Raw genomic sequence first — 18051 nt, 5'->3', positions numbered from 1 at the left:
GATTTTTAGATACAATAAGAAATGGGCTGAGTTCGAATTATAAGACTAGTAATCAGCTATTCAGTAAAGATGTATAATATGCTTCAACATCCTTCCAATGATAGTAAGGTAGTATATCACTTTTTATCGGAGGGATAAGAGTTTCCTTCTCTTGAAGGAGAAATTTCACAAGGATATCATCCGAATTTTTCTTCTTAAAGAATATCATCTGAACGTTTCCTGCCATTGGCACAATTTTAAAATCACTCCATGCTTTATAAAATTCTGAAGGTTCAGCTACACTTGCATAACAGTCCTCTAAATGCAGAAGAGCTGCCAAAGGCATCAAGTTACCATCGTGACCGAAGCGAAAAGTTGCTCCTTTACCTCCTCCTTTAATTACTTCATTTGCACTATCAAGTATATTCTTAAGAAGAGGCTTAGCATTCCCCATCATTATACCTCCATTTTGTGCTGATGTTGCATCACACACGTAATGACGATAGTTCACACATTGCCAAAGGTCAAAAAGTTCCTGTTTCTCAAACAAGTCATAAAAAGACAGCTTGGTTTCCATATTCTGCATATCGCTGGCAATCCAATACAAAGCCCACATAAAAGAAAAAGGATTTACCTTTTTAGTAATATAGGTACTATCGGAAAATAAGGAAGATACCAATCGTTGTGGCTTTGTATGACCTTCTTCAAATTTGCGATATTCCTCACGCCAGATCCCACCATTCTTTGCTCTGAAAGATAAAGCAGCTTCTGTATGATAATTCATATATTTCATATACTTATTACTCGATTCGCGTTCAATATCCAACGTAGGATTCAATTCTTTCAAACGCTCACTAAAAGCATCCATACTAAGCACGCAACGGATAATAATTGTTGAACGAGCCGACATCTTAACATTATCGGTGAATACTTGCGGAAATGACTTATACATACGTTCGGCAATACCTCTCTGTTGACGCACTCCCAGAGGAGAAAGATCGCCTCCATGTCCTTCAGCTTCTATCCAAACCTTAGCCAAACGATTATAGGCATCTACGCCTAGTGGTGTAAGAGCATCTTTTTTATAGGCATCTTCCAAAAGATCGAGTACCCATTTGTAATCCTCGTCACTTATTAGATAACGCGAGCCATGACGACCATAATGGCTTATATAAAAGGGTTCGTATCCTTTTGGAACTGAAGTCTGAGCCACTATTTCGTCTGACGGATAGGCATAATATACGCTACCTGTTTTTTCGGGTGTTGCAAACATTTCCTCTTTCGTTGTTTGTGCCGACACGGAACAAATATTGAGAAACAAGAGGAAAGAAAGGAAATAGCAACTCTTTTGATTTAATCTTTTCATTCTTTACATTTTAGGAATAAGGTCTCACAGACCTATTTATTAATTCGTAAGTATTAAGTATATTATATAAGCATCTCTTAGAGATATCAATATTATATAGAAATACTTACAGTTACTTGGTTTACTTCTTTAAAATTCAATCTATTCAGATTAAAAGCCTATCATAATCAAAATCTGTTACTAAAAGCTGCCTCAAAATTCAAGGCAGCTTTCGTCACATGAAAGGACGCATCACGCGCCCTAAAAAAAGGATATCGTGCTTTTATCTTGTATTATATTTGCCTGTTTATTTTGAGTAATCCGGATTCTGAGTTAAATAAGGATTCACAGAGAACTCATCTTGAGGAATAGGAAAGAGGTTGTATTTATCATCAACATCTTTACCCACATAGGCTCCTATTGATCCGTCTCCACCTTTCCAGTCCCAATTGTACCCTTTGGTAAATTTATTAAAACGGATAAGGTCTGTACGGCGTACAAGTTCGGTATGCAGTTCACGTGCACGTTCGTCCAAAATAAAATCAAGAGTCAATTGACTGTCATTTATTCTTCCCGAAACTCCATCACCATAAGCTCCCGACATGTAAGCTCTGTCTCTAATCTCATTTACGTACTTCAATGCATCCGAACGGCTGCCACTAGCTCCTCTCAGAACTGCTTCTGCTGCCATTAAGTAAGCATCTGCTGTACGGAACATTGGGTAATCAATAGAGCTATATGTAGTACCCTCTGCCTCCAAAGGCTTTCTATCCTTAGTCATATTACGCCACTTTATAGTAGCATAACCATTCTCAAACTTTGTTGCTTGAAAGTTGCTACCTACTATCCAAGTTTCTTTAGTATGCTTGGTGCTATAAAACTGAGCTCTCTTGTCTTTCTTTTTATCACCCCATGTATCTTTTTCATCGAATGTTTGGTCAGACACATCGAACATATCTACCAACTGAGTTTTGATACGAGCATTGCCCCAAGAAGAAGAAAGTCCTGTGTGAACATTCATCGAACCATTCGTCAAAGCCTTAAGAATAAAATTTGTACCTGCACTATTAATGCTATTCACCCCATCTTGTGGCAAATTCCAAATAATTTCTTTACACGTATTATTGTCCGCAAGGAAAATATGACGATAATCGGAAGCCAAAGGATATGTATTGCTATCAATAATCTTTTTTGAGTATTGATATGCTTTTTCGTATTCTTTCTTGCCTACCCATGCCTCTGCATTTAGATATACACGAGATAATAAAAACCATGCTGCAGCCTGATCGATACGTCCATATTGATTTGTTCCCGGAGCCTTTAGATCAGCAGCTAACGCTTCCGTTTCTGCAACCACATAGTTGTAGATGTTCTCACGGGTCGATTGTTGGGGAATAGTTCCGATTGCCATTGTTTCATCCACAAAGGGAGCCGATCCGTAAAGATCGCAAATCATACTATAACAATACGCACGTATAAAGCGTGCTTCTGCACGATAATAAGGCATTTCGTCTTTTAGGTCCTCATATAATCCCCTACTTTTCAAATTACTGTCTGTCGATTCACGCAGAAACTCATTACAATAATTAATAGACATAAAGAGACGATAATATGAGTAACTGATAATCTTAGTTGATGCATTCCAATTCATAAACAAAAGATCCCAACTACCTTGTGAACTTCCTGAATGAAGAACTATTTCGTCTGTCGAACATTCCTGCAAATAAAACAACGATCGTGTATATCCGCTATATCCGGTATCCATACCTCCTACATCACCATCTTTATCAGGTCCATCCTGTCCGTTTAAGATTAGAGAACCGTAACATTTTGCCAGTACTCCTCTATAACCGTCTACCGTAGTATACACATTTGTATTTAGAGGCTTCTTTTTATTAAGAGGTTCAGTATTCAAGTCGTCAAGACAAGAGGTAAATAGTAATCCCATAAGAACTACTGTACATATATATTTAAATGATTGTAATTTCATAAATGATTCCTCCGATTATTAAAAGTTTAGGTTTAATGATAAAGTATAAGTTCTCGGACGTTGGTATGTATTGTTATCAATACCGTTGTATATCTCAGGATCTGCTCCTGAATAATTAGATATTATAGCTATGTTTTGTGCACTGAAAGCCATACGTAAAGAGCTTGATGTGTTCCAAAGTTTATTGAATGTATAACCCAATGTTATATTATCAAACTTAAAGAATGCGCCACTTTCAAGAAAATGATCTGAGAAATATTGTTCTTTAGAAAAACCTCTCTCTAACGCCACTTTAGATATGTTACTCGATATTCCATCACCATACACACCGATTAACGATTGTTTTGCTTGTTGATAGTTGAATACATAATTTCCGAAGCTACCATGTCCGTTGATACCGAAATCCCATTTTTTGTAAGTCAAGTGAGTAGAAAGCCCATAGTAATAAGGCGTTCTCGAACTCTTACCCGTCACATACTTATTATCATCACTCTGAATAGTTGTTATAGAACCATCTTTTGCAATATATTGTCCTTCCAGAGGTTTGCCGTCTTCACCATACGCTTGTTTAAGTAAGAAGAAGGTATTGGGTGTTTCGCCAATTTTATGGATTTGAAGATCGTTTCTGCTTACACTTCCTGTTTTCACATAGCTGTCTTCACTATCAATCGTATTCAGTTTTGTAATCTTCGATTTTCCATAAGTAAAGTTTCCACTAATAGTCCATTCCCAATCTTTCGTTTTGATAGGTATACCACTTAAAGCAAACTCGAGCCCTTGCCCTTCCATATCTCCAATATTGGTTTCCAATTTATTGGTGAAGTTGCTTCCTGCGGGAACATAAATGTTATTCAATAAATTTTTGGTGTAACGCTTATAAACATCTATACTACCATAGATACGGTTATTAAGGAATCCATAATCCAAACCGGCATTATAAGTACTTGTTGTTTCCCATTTTATATTCGGGTCGTATCCGTTTGGTCTGTACATATATAGCCACTCATCTCCAAATGGATATTTAGCTGCATCCGACGATATGGTATAAAGAGATAGGTAAGGATGGTATCCACCAATATCCTGCTGTCCGGTTTGTCCATAACTTACTCTAAGTTTCAGATCCGATAGAGGTTTGATGTCACGAATAAATTTCTCTTCGGTCAAACGATACCCCAATGCTAGAGAGGGAAAATATCCCCAACGGTTATCGGGAGAGAAACGAGACGATGCATCTCCACGCAATGTTGCTGTAAAAAGCAGCTTCTGATCGAACGAATAGTTAAAACGGCCGAAGAACGAAAGTAGATATAACACATCCTCATCAGGAAGCGAAGTATCAACCACATCTTTCACGACATCTCTAGGATTGGTACTATACCAAAATCGTTGCCATTCGTAACCTGCCATCGCGCTAATATTATGTTTCGGATTTATATCCTTAACATAGTTGGCATAGGTAGAAAGTATATAGTTAGTGTTTTTGTTATCTTCTAAATGAAACTTACCTCTTCCGTCACTTCTGTTTGACGTGTACATAGAAGGGGCTAGATCGGGAATTGTTTCTTCTTCTTTATTTCGGCGTATATCATATCCTAAATTCACATTCAGATGAAGATCTTCAAAGCCGTGAATTTTGTAATCAATAGCCATATTACCAAGAGAACGGTTTATGGTATTTAGTTTACTGGTTAGCTCAAGTTCTGATACAGGATTAGTTGCAGCCAGATTTTTGGGTTTTCCGGCATCGTCCATCCACATATAATAGCCGAGACCTACGTTACCCGCATAATTTTCATGTACGGGACGGGTTGGGTCAAATGAAATTGCACTACCGATTGCACCCGTTGATACCGGATGGCTGCGCTCCATACTTCCTTTAACATTGATATCCACAGATAGATGTTTATTGAAGAATTTTGGAGATAAGCCAAATCCACCGTTAAAACGTTTATAATTATTTGCATGCAATACTCCATCTTGACTCAGGTATCCTACTGATACACGGTATGGAACTTGTTTTGCAGTACCTGTTACAGAAAGATTATGTTCATTACCAAATGCTGTTCTGTAAATTTCTTTCTGCCAATCTGTTGATGCAGCTCCTAATTTAAAATCAGAGGGTGCGCTAATTTGTCCGCTCTTGTATATTTCGCGGTATTCGTCGGCAGACAAAACTTCATAATAACTCGGTATTTTACTTACCGTGAAATTTGAGCTATAATTAATCTGAGGTTTAGAACTTCCCCCAAGGCTTCCTTTTTTAGTTGTAATGATAATTACCCCATTAGAAGCACGAGACCCGTATATTGCAGTAGCCGAAGCATCTTTTAGTACCGTAAAGGTTTCTATATCGTTAGGGTTAATAAAACTGATAGAGGTATTACTTACCGGAACTCCATCAATTACAATCAAAGGATCGTTGTCTGCAGATAAGGATGCTCCCATACGAATACGTATAGTTCCGCCACTACCCGGAGCTCCATCGCCCGGAACAATATTTACACCGGCAACCCTACCGATTAACGCATCTTGTGCCGTTATTTGAAGTCCTTTGTTCAGCTCATCGGGCTTTATAGAAGTTAATGCACCCGTAGCATCGCCTTTTCTTACTTGTCCGTAACCAATAACAACAACTTCACTTAACAACTCTGAGTCTTCATCCAGAATTATTGAGAGTTTCGTTTTATTACCAACGGCTACTTCTTTTGTTTTATATCCTAAAAATGAAACTACTAAAGTTGCATTTGCAGGCGCATCCAGCTTAAAGTTTCCATCGTAATCAGTTATAGTTCCTGTAGAACTGTCTTTCACTTTCACACTTGCTCCGATTACTGTTTCGCCAGATTTATTATCTGTTACAGTTCCAGAGACCTGAATGGCTCCCGAATTTTGAGCTAAGGAAGTAGAGAATGTAAATATTCCTACTAACAAGAGCAAGAACATCTCCCTTGTTCTTCTTCTTTTGTTTTTAATCGACTTTTCTTTCATCATGGTTAGATTAACATATTTCTGGTTATTAGATTTTCTCTCGGCTTCTCTTAAATCTTCGAACTGGCAATTAGATCCTCTTGGTATAACGAATTAGTGCTTTTAAGATTTGTGAGTTAACGAAACACAAATCTATTATACCTTTTATCGCTTTGTATAGCATAGTAGAAGCTATAAGTAAACGGAATACCTCAAATAAAAAAAGCAATCACCTATAATATAGATGATTGCCTAATTAGTTAAAACAAAACAAAGTAGATTGTATTTAGTGTATAGGTATAATATTTTCAGGTATTATTTGCCTATTTGCTGAATTGCGACTGCAAATTCGTCCTTCGAGACTACGAGTTTATTGTGTACTTTAAGTCGATAATTGTATACCGTTTGAGGAGAGTAGTGTAAGAAACTTGCAATCTTACTACTATCTGTTATACCAAGTCGAACGAGTGCAAAAACCCTAAGTTCGGGAGTTAAAATGTCACCTGCCTTAGGTACTATCTGTTCGTTCTCTAACAACAACGAATTAAATTCTTCTACGAAATTGGGATATATATTTAAGAATATTGCATCAAAATTGCGGAAGAACTCTTTCAGCTCGTCGGAAACAAGCGACGTAGAATTTGTCATCTTGGTAGCCTCGGCTATTTGTCCCGATTTTAATTTGCGATTGATGTCTATTCTATACGCTTCCATCTTGTCGATGTACGTTGAGCAAAGATTAAATACCGAGCCGATGTATTCTTCTTTCACTAAATTAGATTCGGATAGCTTTTTATTTAGATCATTCAAATCTCCATTCATGCGCTTTACATCTTCATACATCTTATTTATTGACTTTCGGGCTGCGGAAAGCTTCTTCAATTGCTTGTAAATATAAAACAAGCTAATCACCAGAACAACAGAGAGTATAGAGATTAGAAACAGATATTTTATGAGATTCTCCTTTTCTTGCTTCACTTTCTTATCATAGGCAGCAGCAATAATAGGCAGTGTTTGTGAAATTTCAAGAGTCCGAAAGCGTGCTTTACAGAAAATAGCATCTTCCATAGCACACTTTATGTAAGTATATGCTCTATCCAGATCGCCCTCTTGATAGAGTAGAATTGCCAGTTTACGCAATGCAATATATCCTTTTACAGCCTTTCGTTGATCTCCAATTGCGGAGATTATCAGATATTTTTTTTCCTGTTCATGATCTCCTATTCTTCTATAAACATCCGACAAACCATATGCTACCGTTCCTACTAGCGATTGATCTTCTCCATATTTCTGAAAACACTCTCTCATCAACGCCAGAGCTTCATCATACTTGCCTTTTTCCACCAACTTTCCGTTCCAGACAAGGGCGTACCCTAATGATTGCGGATCATTAACTAACAAAAGTGAGTCTTTATACTGGCTAAGTAGATTCTCGTAGTGCGTTTTTTCTTTTTGCGAAAACGAATTTTCGAACATTAACGTATATATCGAATGATAGAGGTGAAAATAATATGCCCTCTGCTTATCGTCTAACTTCTGACTATCTACTTGATCTATTATATCGAGCGATTCTTTATACATTCCCATTATACCCAATATCTCTGCAATATTCATATTAGCAGTAGAAATGTATTCCGTTTTATTTAATTTCTGAGCAATCTCCAGCCTCTCATTAGCTATCCATAAAGCAGAATCCATATTGTAGTTACGGTACTCTCTCAGAAGTTTCTGATACAGGTTAAAACGCTCATCAAGGTTTGTTATCTTCTTTAATTCTATGTTTAGACTGTCTATGCGAAGTTCTCTTTTTTGCTCATACCTAGGACGTTCCTTTATCGTAGCGTCCAGCACTTTTAATAAAGAATCTATTTCGTTAGAAGCAAATCCACAGATATTCAGTAATAAAAAAAATGCAAGTAGTATGTTTTTTCTCATTCAGGGTAATTTAAAGATACAAAGCGAAGATATATAGAATCGGCTTTCTATCAATATTTTTTATATTAAAAGAAGTCATCTTATTGTCAAATACACTTTCTTACAAAAGCAGCTCATACAGCTTAAACCATTTGAGATGAGCATAATTCAAGCCAAGATCAACAGTTCCCATATATTTATATCCCAGTTTTTCATACAAGGCAATAGCAGGCATATTGTGTATAGAGACATCAAGACGTATTGATTTCATATTCTGTTTGAGAGCATATTCATGTGCAAAGGTCATCAACTCACAACCTACACCTTGCTGCATATACTGTGGACTCACTACAAGGGTATGTATAACAAAAATCTCCTTATAATCAGCATCAACACCCCACTCTACTTCATCGTATGCCTTTTCGGGCTCATTATTTAAAATAATGCTTCCTGCAATCGTATTATCTATTCTCAACACAAATAGATTATCGCCTTCAATTCCTTTTATAGCAGTTTCTCGAATGGGATAAACGCCTTTGATCCATCCCGAATAATTAACATTCGCTTCTAAATAATCATTCAAGTTATTATAGAGAGCTTCTAGTTCGTTTATGTCTTCTTGTGTCGCTTTTTCAACAATCATAATTTCAGGTAGATGAAAGTATTTAATGGTATTTTCTTATTTGAGGAAACAGAGTGATATGTGTACTCATAGTCGGTAAACACATAAATTCACCCCTACTCTAAAACATTAGACAGGTCTGATATTCCTCAGAAAGAAAGCGAATATACTACATTCTAAGCAGAGATTTCGTGCCTACCAAAATATCTATGTATACAGAAAACCATATTACGTATACAAAAAAGAGGACTCTGTATATTCTTTAAATATCCCTTTAGCTCAAACCCTACTTTCGTATCATAATTAAAAATAAAACAAGATAACAAGATGAATAAAGCAGAGGTAGTTTTAAAGGTTTCAGAGAAATCGGGTATTGATGAAGATGATTGCAGAAAAGTTCTAGATGCTTTTGAGGAGGTGGTAAGTAACCACTTATCCGATTCAAAAGGAGTAGGTGCAGCTTTCGAAACAGTATATAAAATGATGAGCTTCATCAAAAACAAAAAAGACAATAAATAAAAACATGAGATCAAAATCTCAAAAAACAAGATATTATGTATTATAATACAAAACTAATAATTATACTAGGCTTACTTCTTACTTCAATAGGAGTATTTGCCCAAAAAGGGAGTAATCAACTTACTCAAACTATCAGAGGTATTGTTATTGATAAAAATTCATCAGCACCTTTGTCGTATGTCTCTATTGGTCTTTTAGATTTGCCAGAAATAGGTGTAACAACAGACGATAATGGAGAGTTCGTATTAAAGAATGTTCCTTTAGGAAGGCATAATTTACAGGCAACATCAGTAGGATACGAATCGAATATTTTCCGTGAGATACTGGTAACCTCAGCCAAAGAGATCTATTTAGAAATACCTTTAACCGAGAATATAAATGAGCTGGGAGAAGTAGTTGTTCATGTACAAACAAATAAAAATGCACCTCTAAACAATATGGCTACAACAGGAGCGCGTATGCTTAGCGTGGAGGAAGCCAGCCGATTTGCAGGAGGAATGGATGACCCTGCACGTTTAGTAAGTTCTTTTGCGGGAGTTGTATCGAGTGTATCCAACAATGGAATATCCATACATGGTAATGCTCCTCATCTATTGCAATGGAAACTAGAGGATGTAGAAATACCAAACCCCAACCACTTTGCAGATATTTCGACCTTAGGAGGAGGCATATTATCATCATTAAGTAGTAACGTTCTGGGTAATTCGGACTTTTTCACAGGAGCTTTTCCTGCCGAATACGGCAACGCAGTATCGGGCGTATTTGATATGAAACTGCGAAATGGTAACAATCAAAAAAGAGAAAACACATTTCAGATAGGTATATTAGGTATCGATGCAGCATCAGAAGGTCCTATCAGTAAAAAGAATAACTCGTCTTATATATTCAATTATCGTTATTCCACAACAAGTTTATTAAAACTGGCGGGTAATTTAGATTATCAAGATTTGAATTTCAAGATGAACTTTCCTACAAAGAAAGCAGGTACATTCTCGGTATGGGGAACTGGATTAATAGACAAATACTCGGACGATCTTGAGAAGAATCCTGACAAATGGGAATTTATCGATGACAACAAAAAAGCTAGAGCCAAACAGTATATGCTTGCTGCGGGGGTAACCCACCGTTATTTTTTCAACAACAATGCACAATTAAAAACAACATTGGCTACAACTTATTCGAGTAACGATGCTGATGAAGATGTGTACGACAGAGAGCTCAACTCAACACCAAATTTAGCTTTAAAGAACCGTTATACCAATCTTATTTTTTCGACTTATTTGAATTGTAAATTCAGTTCTAAACATACCAATAAAACAGGTTTTACATTCACTAAGATGTATTATAATATGGATCTCGCTCTTGCTCCTTACAGAAATCAACCCCTTGAAACTATTTCTCAGGGAGACGGAAATACGAATCTGATTTCGGGCTATACCAGTTCTTCGATAGGACTTAACGATAAGGTTACTTTAAATCTGGGAGTAAATGGTCAATTACTTACTTTAAATAATCATTTTACTATAGAACCTCGTCTGGGTATAAAATGGCAAACAAGTACTAAAACTTCATTTGCATTAGCCTATGGTTTACATAGCCGTATGGAAAAAATGGATGTATTTTACGTAAAAACAGCAGGCTCGGAAGGTAAACCTATCAATAAAGATCTTGACTTTACAAAAGCTCACCATCTTATGCTTACTTTCAATTACAATATATCAGAAAATGTGAACCTTAAGATTGAACCCTATTTTCAATACTTATACGATGTTCCCGTAATGGCAGACAGCTCTTTCTCGGTACTTAATCGCAGTACATTTTATGTAGAAGACGCTCTTGTAAACAAAGGAAAAGGACGTAATTATGGTATTGACATTACTCTTGAGAGATATTTGGATAAAGGACTCTATTATATGGTAACAGGATCGGTATTCAATTCTAAATACCGAGGCGGAGACGGAGTTTGGTATAATACCAAATTTAATCGCAACTTTGCTTTCAATGTCTTAGTGGGTAAAGAGTGGACTATGGGGCATAACGAACAAAACACATTTGGAGCTAATCTGAAATTTACGTTACAAGGCGGAGAACGTTATTCCCCTGTTGATGTCAAAGCTACATTAAATCGCCCCGATAAAGAAACTCAGTATGACGAAACCAGAGCTTATTCGAAACAGTTTTCACCCATGTTTGTAACAAATGCAACTATCAACTTTAGAATGAACAAGAAAAAGGTGACTCATGAGTTTGCTATCAAATCGATTAATACAACAGGGTTCAAAGAATATTTCGGACACCAGTACAATCTGAAAACGGGAGAAATAGAACCTCACAGACAAGCAACATCTATACCCAACATCAGTTACAAATTAGAGTTCTAAAGCATCATCCCTTATATTTATAGAGTAAACAAAGACATTCACAGATCGTTACAGTCATAAAAAGCAGCAATAAACATTGCACATTGCACAAGTAAAACATAAAAAGACTAATTTCGAGGTTAAAATCAACAGTATATGTCAGAATCAATAAAAACAACATTCTTATATAGCTTTCTTACCAATTCTAAATACAGAATTTTAAGACATGTACTGTTGATTGTCTTTGTACTGATTGTTATATCATTTAATCAGACATACATTACTTATCAGCCCAATCAGGAATTATTAGGTTCTAAAATATATTTACTCGCATTCATCACCACTGTTGTATATATAGTTATTGTCTACTTAAATCTCTATATACTAGTTCCAAGATTACTTTTAAAGAAAAGATACTTTTCATACATTACTATATTATCAGCCATGGTATTGCTGCTCGTTTTAGGAATGAGCGCTCAAGAATATATTGTATACACCCTGTTAGATATACCTCATATACGCAGCTCGTATATCAATCACGTAGCATTTCTTGATACCATATCCAACTTTACCATTAACATGTTGTGTATATCAGGAGGTTCGATGGTTATTTTACTAAAATACTGGATGGAAAACGAGCAGGTGGTTAATCAACTTCGAAATGAACAGATACAATCAGAAGTCGAACAATTAAAAGATCAGATAAATCCGCAGTTTCTTTTCAACATATTAAACAGGGCAAGTACTTTAACAAAAAGCAATCCTCAATTGGCTTCAGATATGCTTCTAAAATTAAGCCATTTGTTAAGATATCAGCTCTATGATTGCAGCAGAGACAAGGTATTATTAAATTCCGAAATCAACTTCCTCAGCAATTATCTTGCTTTAGAAAAATTATATTTTGATAGGTTTGATTACTCTATATCCTCAGAAGGAGATGTACATCGGGTATTTGTTTCGCCTCTGTTATTCATTCCTTTTGTACAAAACTCAATAAATCAGATACAAACCCAAGATAGAGAATCAACTATACAATTACACTTTAGGTCAGATAGTGGTATCGTCTATTTCACCTACCAGCCAGACAATTATGAAATACCATCAATAGACGAACTTGCAGGTATCAGACAACGGCTAGAGGTATTGTACAACGGTAATTACACATTATCAACAACAGATGGTATCATAAAACTAGAGTTAAGATCGTAGGTTGCGAATAGACCTGCTTAACATATTGATGCAGCCCCCTATTTTTACCTAAATATGAAGATATAATGATAAAAAAGATAGAGGATACTTTAAACGATTTTTTACTAAAGCCTCAATTCCAAATTTATAGGCATTTAGTTCTATTGCTCATCTCTATAGTTGTTGCAATGAATATATTATGGGATGTGCCCGACAAAATTGTTTGGACAGCTGATCGTATTGGTATCTCTATTATATATTTAGGTATAACTATGCTGATGATATACTTTAATATCTATGTACTAGTACCCAAATTTTTGATAAAGAATAAATTTACCCAGTATATTCTATCAGCCGTTGGTTTAGTAACATTTTCAATAATCGCAATTGTGCTGATGCAAGAGGTACTATACAGCACACCCGGTATTGCTCGCGAACTGTCTATAGAATCCGAAGGAACCCCCATTGATCACCAGCCAGAAAAAGATAAACCTCAATTAGCCTTAGCTGTTTTATTTGGAGTCACCTCATCTATATTCGGGACATCACTTCTTATTGCCGGAGTGTCTGCATTTATGCTCTTCCGACACTGGATAATCAACAATCAACGTATCAGCGACTTGAAATCGGAAACATTGCAATCGGAACTCAAGTTTTTAAAGAGTCAGATAAATCCACATTTTCTATTTAATATGCTGAATAACGCCAACATAATGGTAAGTGAAGATCCCGAAATAGCTTCACAGATATTAAATAAATTGGACGATATGCTTCGTTATCAGATCAACGACAGCACAAAAGATAAAGTAAATTTGGAAGAAGACATACTATTTCTGACCAGTTTTCTGGATCTTGAGAAAACACGTCGCGATCACTTCGAGTATAGTGTTATAAAGGAAGGTGATTTGGATAATATAGAAGTACCTCCATTATTATTTATTCCCTTTGTAGAAAATGCGGTTAAACATAATCCTGATAATAATAATCTATCCTATGTTCATCTTTATTTTGAACTAAAGAACAATGAGCTAACATTTAAATGTGAAAACTCGAAGCCTTCTAAAGCCATTCAGCAAAAAGTCGGAGGACTAGGCTTAACCAATATCAGAAGACGCTTAAACTTATTGTACGGGGATAATTATTCTTTAGAGTCAAGCGAAACAGACACCACCTATACTGTCAATTTACAATTTAAGGTCTAAGACCCTTTTATTACTTTGGCAGTATAACAACCAGAAATAGTTATGCCGATAAATATCGCATACCTATATAATATTACTTATATTATGAGATGTATTATTGTTGACGATGAGCCGATAGCTCGAAAAGGTATACAAAAAATAGTTGATCAGATTTCTGAATTGGAATTGCTCGAAAGCTTTAACAGTGCAGAAGCAGCCTCAATATTTATGATGCGTAATCAAGTCGATCTGGTTTTTCTAGATATTCAGATGCCGGGTATAAACGGAATAGAATTCGCGAGAAACATACCTAAAAACACACTAATTATTTTCACCACAGCTTATTCCGAATACGCATTAGATAGCTATGAAGTAGAAGCAATAGATTATCTGGTAAAACCAATAGAAACAGATAGACTAAAAAAAGCGGTAGACAAAGCCCTTTCGTATCACAGTCTTTTACTATCGGAGGAAAATAAAAGTGAAGGAAACATAGAAGATGAATATATTTTCGTGAAATCCGACCGGCGATATTTTAAAGTAAGCCTAAAAGACATCCTTTTTATTGAAGGTTTAAAGGATTACGTCATTATCCAGTTAGCTGAACAACGCATTATTACCAGAATGAATCTGAAAACAATGCACGAGCTACTTCCCAAAAACATATTCTTAAGGATAAACAGATCATATATTGTAAATACAACCCATATTGATTCGTTTGATAACAATGATATTTTTATCCAGAAATACGAAATTGCAATAGGCAGCTTTTACAGAGATTCATTCTTTGAAGAATTTGTAGCAAAAAGGACATAAATGTGTGACCGAGCATCCTTTACTACTTTAACTCCAGTATGGTATAATTAGAAGTTGTTATTTTGATTCTCTTGCAAATAAGTGATGTCATTTCAATTCCAGTATGGTACAATTAGAAGATAATTGCCGTGTCGCGATGCCACTTGCTTCAAATATTTCAATTCCGATACAACAAATATAACTTACACTATCTCAATACTTTAAATCTTTAACGGTACAAATCGATTTATAAGTTCTGTTTGTGTTCTATTCTGTATCAGAAAGTTACGTATTTCTCACCAATGTACCAAATCTTTATTTATTAGACGAAATATTATATAGGAAGTAATGTAAATATTGTCCAATATTTCATCAATGAATAAATATTTGGATTGTAGTTTTTATTGGGTAATGCTACCCAATAAAAACTACCCAATTAACTACCCTGAATTGAAATTGTTTTCTAACTTTGTTGAATGTCATATATACCACCATATAAGATAACACCAAAGATTATAGACCTCGTTTCAAAGATAAGTGAGGCGGTGGGTAGTTTTTATGCTCAAGAGGAATTAAGACTACATCGAATTAACCGCATAAAAACAATTCAAGGATCTTTGGCTATTGAGGGAAATACTTTGACTATAGATCAAATTACAGCTATTCTGGATGGTAAACCTGTCATAGCTCCTATTAATGAGGTGCAAGAGATTCGCAATGCCATTAAAGCCTATGAATTGCTTGAAACACTAAATTCGAATAATATCGAAGATCTGCTTAAGGCACATCTTACAATGGAAGCAGGATTGATTGATGATGCAGGTCATTTCAGATCGGGAGGTGTTGGGGTGGCTTCGGGTGAAGAGATTATTCATTATGCACCGCCAGCTGAACGTGTGCCTCAATTAATGAAAGATCTTTTCGAGTGGCTGAATGGCACAGAAGAACATCCTCTGATAAAGAGTTGTATATTTCACTATGAGTTTGAATTTATACACCCTTTTTCAGATGGCAACGGACGAACTGGTAGATTATGGCAAACGCTTATTCTCGCTAATTGGCGACCTGTATTCAAAAATCTACCGATTGAGAATATTGTTTATAAATATCGCAAGGAATATTATAAAGCAATTGCCATTAGTGGAGGAGAGGATGGTTGTACACCATTCATTGAGTTTATTTTGGGGGTGATTGACGAAACATTGGCACTTGAAAGTAATACTCCACGCTCTACACGTGACAAAATCATAGAACAGTTACGCAACAATTCTAAGATTACACGCAGTGAACTTGCGTCTATATTAGGTATAACTTCCGATGGGGTTAAATATCATCTTCAAAAAATGGTATCGGAAGGCATTATCGTCCGTCATGGATCAGCTAGAGGTGGATATTGGGAAGTTATAAAGAATTAATCATCAAAAATAAAAATATGTCTATAGATAAAAGACAATTGAAAAATGAATTAAAGTTCAAAATAGATTTATTCTTTAAAAGAATATATATTCTTGCAGGTAATATATACATATGGTTTTGGCTAATCAGAGCGATGTTTTTTAGAGAAAACACAACCTTTGAAGATTATATACAATGGGCATTTTTGTCATTTGGCTTTTATCTTTTTATTCAAAACAACGATGAAATATTCTTCAAAGATAAAAATGGAAATAAGTTGTAATATATAATATAGAAACGTTTTTTATACGCTTTCTTTAAGATTAGGTTAGCACATTGGAATAATTATCACCATCTTATTCGACTAATAATATGACTAATATTGAAGATATTATACGATATGAAAACGAAGGAACTTCTGTTGACTTTAAAACAATAGAATACACAAAGGAAAAGAATATAGATCTATTAAAAGATGTTCTATCAATGGCTAATGCTGATACACTAGAAGATCGATTCATTATTATTGGTGTAAAGCATAATTCAGATGGTAAAAGAGAAATTAAAGGAATTAATCAACCCACTGACTCAGCAACTATCCAACAATTTATATATGAAAATATTGAACCCGAGATAGATATAGACTACTTTCCATATACAATAGATGACAAAACTGTTGGGATACTAAAAATATCGAACTGCTTGGATCAGCCATATTTGATAAAAAAAGATTATAATTTTGGAAATAAACATTTACGAAAAGGCGAAGGATACATCAGGAAAGGTTCATTCCAAATTCCATTGGTTCGATCAGATTATGATAGAATATATGAGATCAAACAGAGTAAAAATTATTATCAAGATGATATTATAATTGTTCCCCAAAATGCTAACGGTAATGAATTTATTTTAAGGAAAGCGGGCAATACTAAACTTCCATCAAAAGTTCAGAAAGATAAAATTGAAGAAATATTAGCTAAAAAGAAAGAAGAGGCTAAATTATATAATAGTCTAGGAACACAGTGTCGTCCTGAATTATATAATATGAGGCGAATAATGGCGGAAAGCTTAGGTTATGGAATTTCATATGAGGATTATACTATTGACGAATTAGAAAATGAATTGCTAAATGTAGAGAGTATATATTATCATGATGATTACTCATATGTTTTTAATAAAAAATCAAACAAGCTAAATTTATCAATTAAGAATTGTGGTTCAAAGTATATTGAAGATGCCACGATTAAAATTCTTTTTCCCAAAATAAATGGTATCATTATTTTTAAAAAAATGCCTCATTCTAATAAAGAAGAAACAAATATAAACCTATTCTATCCTACTGTTGGGGAAGAAGAGTTGATGTATAGTATTGAAAATAATATAGGAGATATAAAACATGGCTTATCAACCGATTCATTTAAAGAAGAGCTTCGAATTTCAGTCATGAACAACATTGAAATAAATGAATTTGAAATAGAATGCCAAATTTATGCAAAGAATATAAAAGATTATATCTCTAGAATTTTAAAAGTGAGAATACAATCCGAAGATTGCTAATTACGACTTTATCAAAAGCCCCCCTACGGAAGATGAGATTACAAATTATAAGTATCTGAGGCAAAAAAAGTACTATCAATTTCTCTTTTTTAAAACAGCTATACACTTGCCATACAATATTAATACAGCATTAAGATGACAAATATAAATTGTGTTATCTCAATTGCGTCCTTCAACGGTAGAAATTTATTTATAAGCTCCAACTACATACTTCTATTTATCAATAAATTATTAAAAGA

13 protein-coding genes are annotated in these 18051 nt (G+C 35.0%); 8 read left to right on the top strand and 5 right to left on the bottom strand.

Features of this window, described 5'->3' with window-relative positions:
- Nucleotides 1-52: 52 nt before the first annotated feature.
- From HGC4_RS02760 to HGC4_RS02740, 5 genes are all read right to left on the bottom strand, one after another.
- Complete coding sequence (locus tag HGC4_RS02760) at nucleotides 53-1345, bottom strand: histidine-type phosphatase (RefSeq protein ID WP_050708592.1); 1293 nt, start codon at nucleotides 1343-1345, stop codon at nucleotides 53-55.
- A 286-nt stretch (nucleotides 1346-1631) separates the two neighbouring features.
- The gene (locus tag HGC4_RS02755; RefSeq protein ID WP_050708591.1) at nucleotides 1632-3314 is read right to left on the bottom strand and encodes a RagB/SusD family nutrient uptake outer membrane protein; all 1683 of its coding nucleotides are present in this window, start codon (nucleotides 3312-3314) and stop codon (nucleotides 1632-1634) included.
- An 18-nt stretch (nucleotides 3315-3332) separates the two neighbouring features.
- Complete coding sequence (locus HGC4_RS02750) at nucleotides 3333-6305, bottom strand: SusC/RagA family TonB-linked outer membrane protein (protein ID WP_050708590.1); 2973 nt, start codon at nucleotides 6303-6305, stop codon at nucleotides 3333-3335.
- A gap of 291 nt (nucleotides 6306-6596) precedes the next feature.
- A complete protein-coding gene (locus HGC4_RS02745) occupies nucleotides 6597-8216 on the bottom strand; it encodes a DUF6377 domain-containing protein (RefSeq protein WP_050708589.1) in 1620 nt (539 codons plus the stop codon).
- Nucleotides 8217-8316: 100 nt separating this feature from the next.
- The gene (locus tag HGC4_RS02740) at nucleotides 8317-8838 is read right to left on the bottom strand and encodes a GNAT family N-acetyltransferase (RefSeq protein WP_050708588.1); all 522 of its coding nucleotides are present in this window, start codon (nucleotides 8836-8838) and stop codon (nucleotides 8317-8319) included.
- Nucleotides 8839-9144: 306 nt separating this feature from the next.
- On the opposite strand from HGC4_RS02740, the gene HGC4_RS02735 reads away from it, so the two are divergent.
- The 8 genes from HGC4_RS02735 to HGC4_RS02700 all read left to right on the top strand — a co-directional run bounded on the left by HGC4_RS02735 (nucleotide 9145) and on the right by HGC4_RS02700 (nucleotide 17812).
- The gene (locus HGC4_RS02735; protein ID WP_050708587.1) at nucleotides 9145-9336 is read left to right on the top strand and encodes an HU family DNA-binding protein; all 192 of its coding nucleotides are present in this window, start codon (nucleotides 9145-9147) and stop codon (nucleotides 9334-9336) included.
- 35 nt (nucleotides 9337-9371) lie between these two features.
- The gene (locus HGC4_RS02730; protein ID WP_050708586.1) at nucleotides 9372-11717 is read left to right on the top strand and encodes a TonB-dependent receptor; all 2346 of its coding nucleotides are present in this window, start codon (nucleotides 9372-9374) and stop codon (nucleotides 11715-11717) included.
- Nucleotides 11718-11852: 135 nt separating this feature from the next.
- Nucleotides 11853-12905: a sensor histidine kinase gene (locus HGC4_RS02725; protein WP_050708585.1), complete on the top strand. Its 1053-nt coding sequence runs from the start codon at nucleotides 11853-11855 to the stop codon at nucleotides 12903-12905.
- Between the two features lie 65 nt (nucleotides 12906-12970).
- Nucleotides 12971-14086, top strand: coding sequence for a sensor histidine kinase (locus tag HGC4_RS02720; RefSeq protein WP_050708584.1), 1116 nt, complete (start codon nucleotides 12971-12973; stop codon nucleotides 14084-14086).
- An 84-nt stretch (nucleotides 14087-14170) separates the two neighbouring features.
- Nucleotides 14171-14881, top strand: coding sequence for a LytR/AlgR family response regulator transcription factor (locus HGC4_RS02715; RefSeq protein ID WP_050708609.1), 711 nt, complete (start codon nucleotides 14171-14173; stop codon nucleotides 14879-14881).
- A 455-nt stretch (nucleotides 14882-15336) separates the two neighbouring features.
- Nucleotides 15337-16275 carry a Fic family protein gene (locus tag HGC4_RS02710; RefSeq protein WP_050708583.1) on the top strand — a complete coding sequence of 313 codons (939 nt, stop codon included), beginning with the start codon at nucleotides 15337-15339 and terminating at the stop codon, nucleotides 16273-16275.
- A 17-nt stretch (nucleotides 16276-16292) separates the two neighbouring features.
- Nucleotides 16293-16538, top strand: coding sequence for a hypothetical protein (locus HGC4_RS02705; protein WP_050708582.1), 246 nt, complete (start codon nucleotides 16293-16295; stop codon nucleotides 16536-16538).
- 89 nt (nucleotides 16539-16627) lie between these two features.
- Complete coding sequence (locus HGC4_RS02700) at nucleotides 16628-17812, top strand: AlbA family DNA-binding domain-containing protein (RefSeq protein ID WP_050708581.1); 1185 nt, start codon at nucleotides 16628-16630, stop codon at nucleotides 17810-17812.
- The last annotated feature ends 239 nt before the right edge of the window (nucleotides 17813-18051 follow it).

The sequence above is a fragment of the Dysgonomonas sp. HGC4 genome (assembly GCF_001261715.1).
Taxonomy (GTDB): domain Bacteria; phylum Bacteroidota; class Bacteroidia; order Bacteroidales; family Dysgonomonadaceae; genus Dysgonomonas_A.
This window is presented reverse-complemented; position numbering and strand designations above follow the sequence as displayed.

Bases quoted from the DNA above. Each gene is read 5' to 3' on its own strand.
- HGC4_RS02715 (WP_050708609.1), top strand. From the start codon at position 14,171: ATGAGATGTATTATTGTTGACGATGAGCCGATAGCTCGAAAAGGTATA.
- HGC4_RS02710 (WP_050708583.1), top strand. From the start codon at position 15,337: ATGTCATATATACCACCATATAAGATAACACCAAAGATTATAGACCTC.
- HGC4_RS02700 (WP_050708581.1), top strand. From the start codon at position 16,628: ATGACTAATATTGAAGATATTATACGATATGAAAACGAAGGAACTTCT.
- HGC4_RS02735 (WP_050708587.1), top strand. From the start codon at position 9,145: ATGAATAAAGCAGAGGTAGTTTTAAAGGTTTCAGAGAAATCGGGTATT.
- HGC4_RS02760 (WP_050708592.1), bottom strand. From the start codon at position 1,345: ATGAAAAGATTAAATCAAAAGAGTTGCTATTTCCTTTCTTTCCTCTTG.
- HGC4_RS02730 (WP_050708586.1), top strand. From the start codon at position 9,372: ATGTATTATAATACAAAACTAATAATTATACTAGGCTTACTTCTTACT.
- HGC4_RS02705 (WP_050708582.1), top strand. From the start codon at position 16,293: ATGTCTATAGATAAAAGACAATTGAAAAATGAATTAAAGTTCAAAATA.
- HGC4_RS02750 (WP_050708590.1), bottom strand. From the start codon at position 6,305: ATGATGAAAGAAAAGTCGATTAAAAACAAAAGAAGAAGAACAAGGGAG.
- HGC4_RS02720 (WP_050708584.1), top strand. From the start codon at position 12,971: ATGATAAAAAAGATAGAGGATACTTTAAACGATTTTTTACTAAAGCCT.
- HGC4_RS02755 (WP_050708591.1), bottom strand. From the start codon at position 3,314: ATGAAATTACAATCATTTAAATATATATGTACAGTAGTTCTTATGGGA.
- HGC4_RS02745 (WP_050708589.1), bottom strand. From the start codon at position 8,216: ATGAGAAAAAACATACTACTTGCATTTTTTTTATTACTGAATATCTGT.
- HGC4_RS02740 (WP_050708588.1), bottom strand. From the start codon at position 8,838: ATGATTGTTGAAAAAGCGACACAAGAAGACATAAACGAACTAGAAGCT.
- HGC4_RS02725 (WP_050708585.1), top strand. From the start codon at position 11,853: ATGTCAGAATCAATAAAAACAACATTCTTATATAGCTTTCTTACCAAT.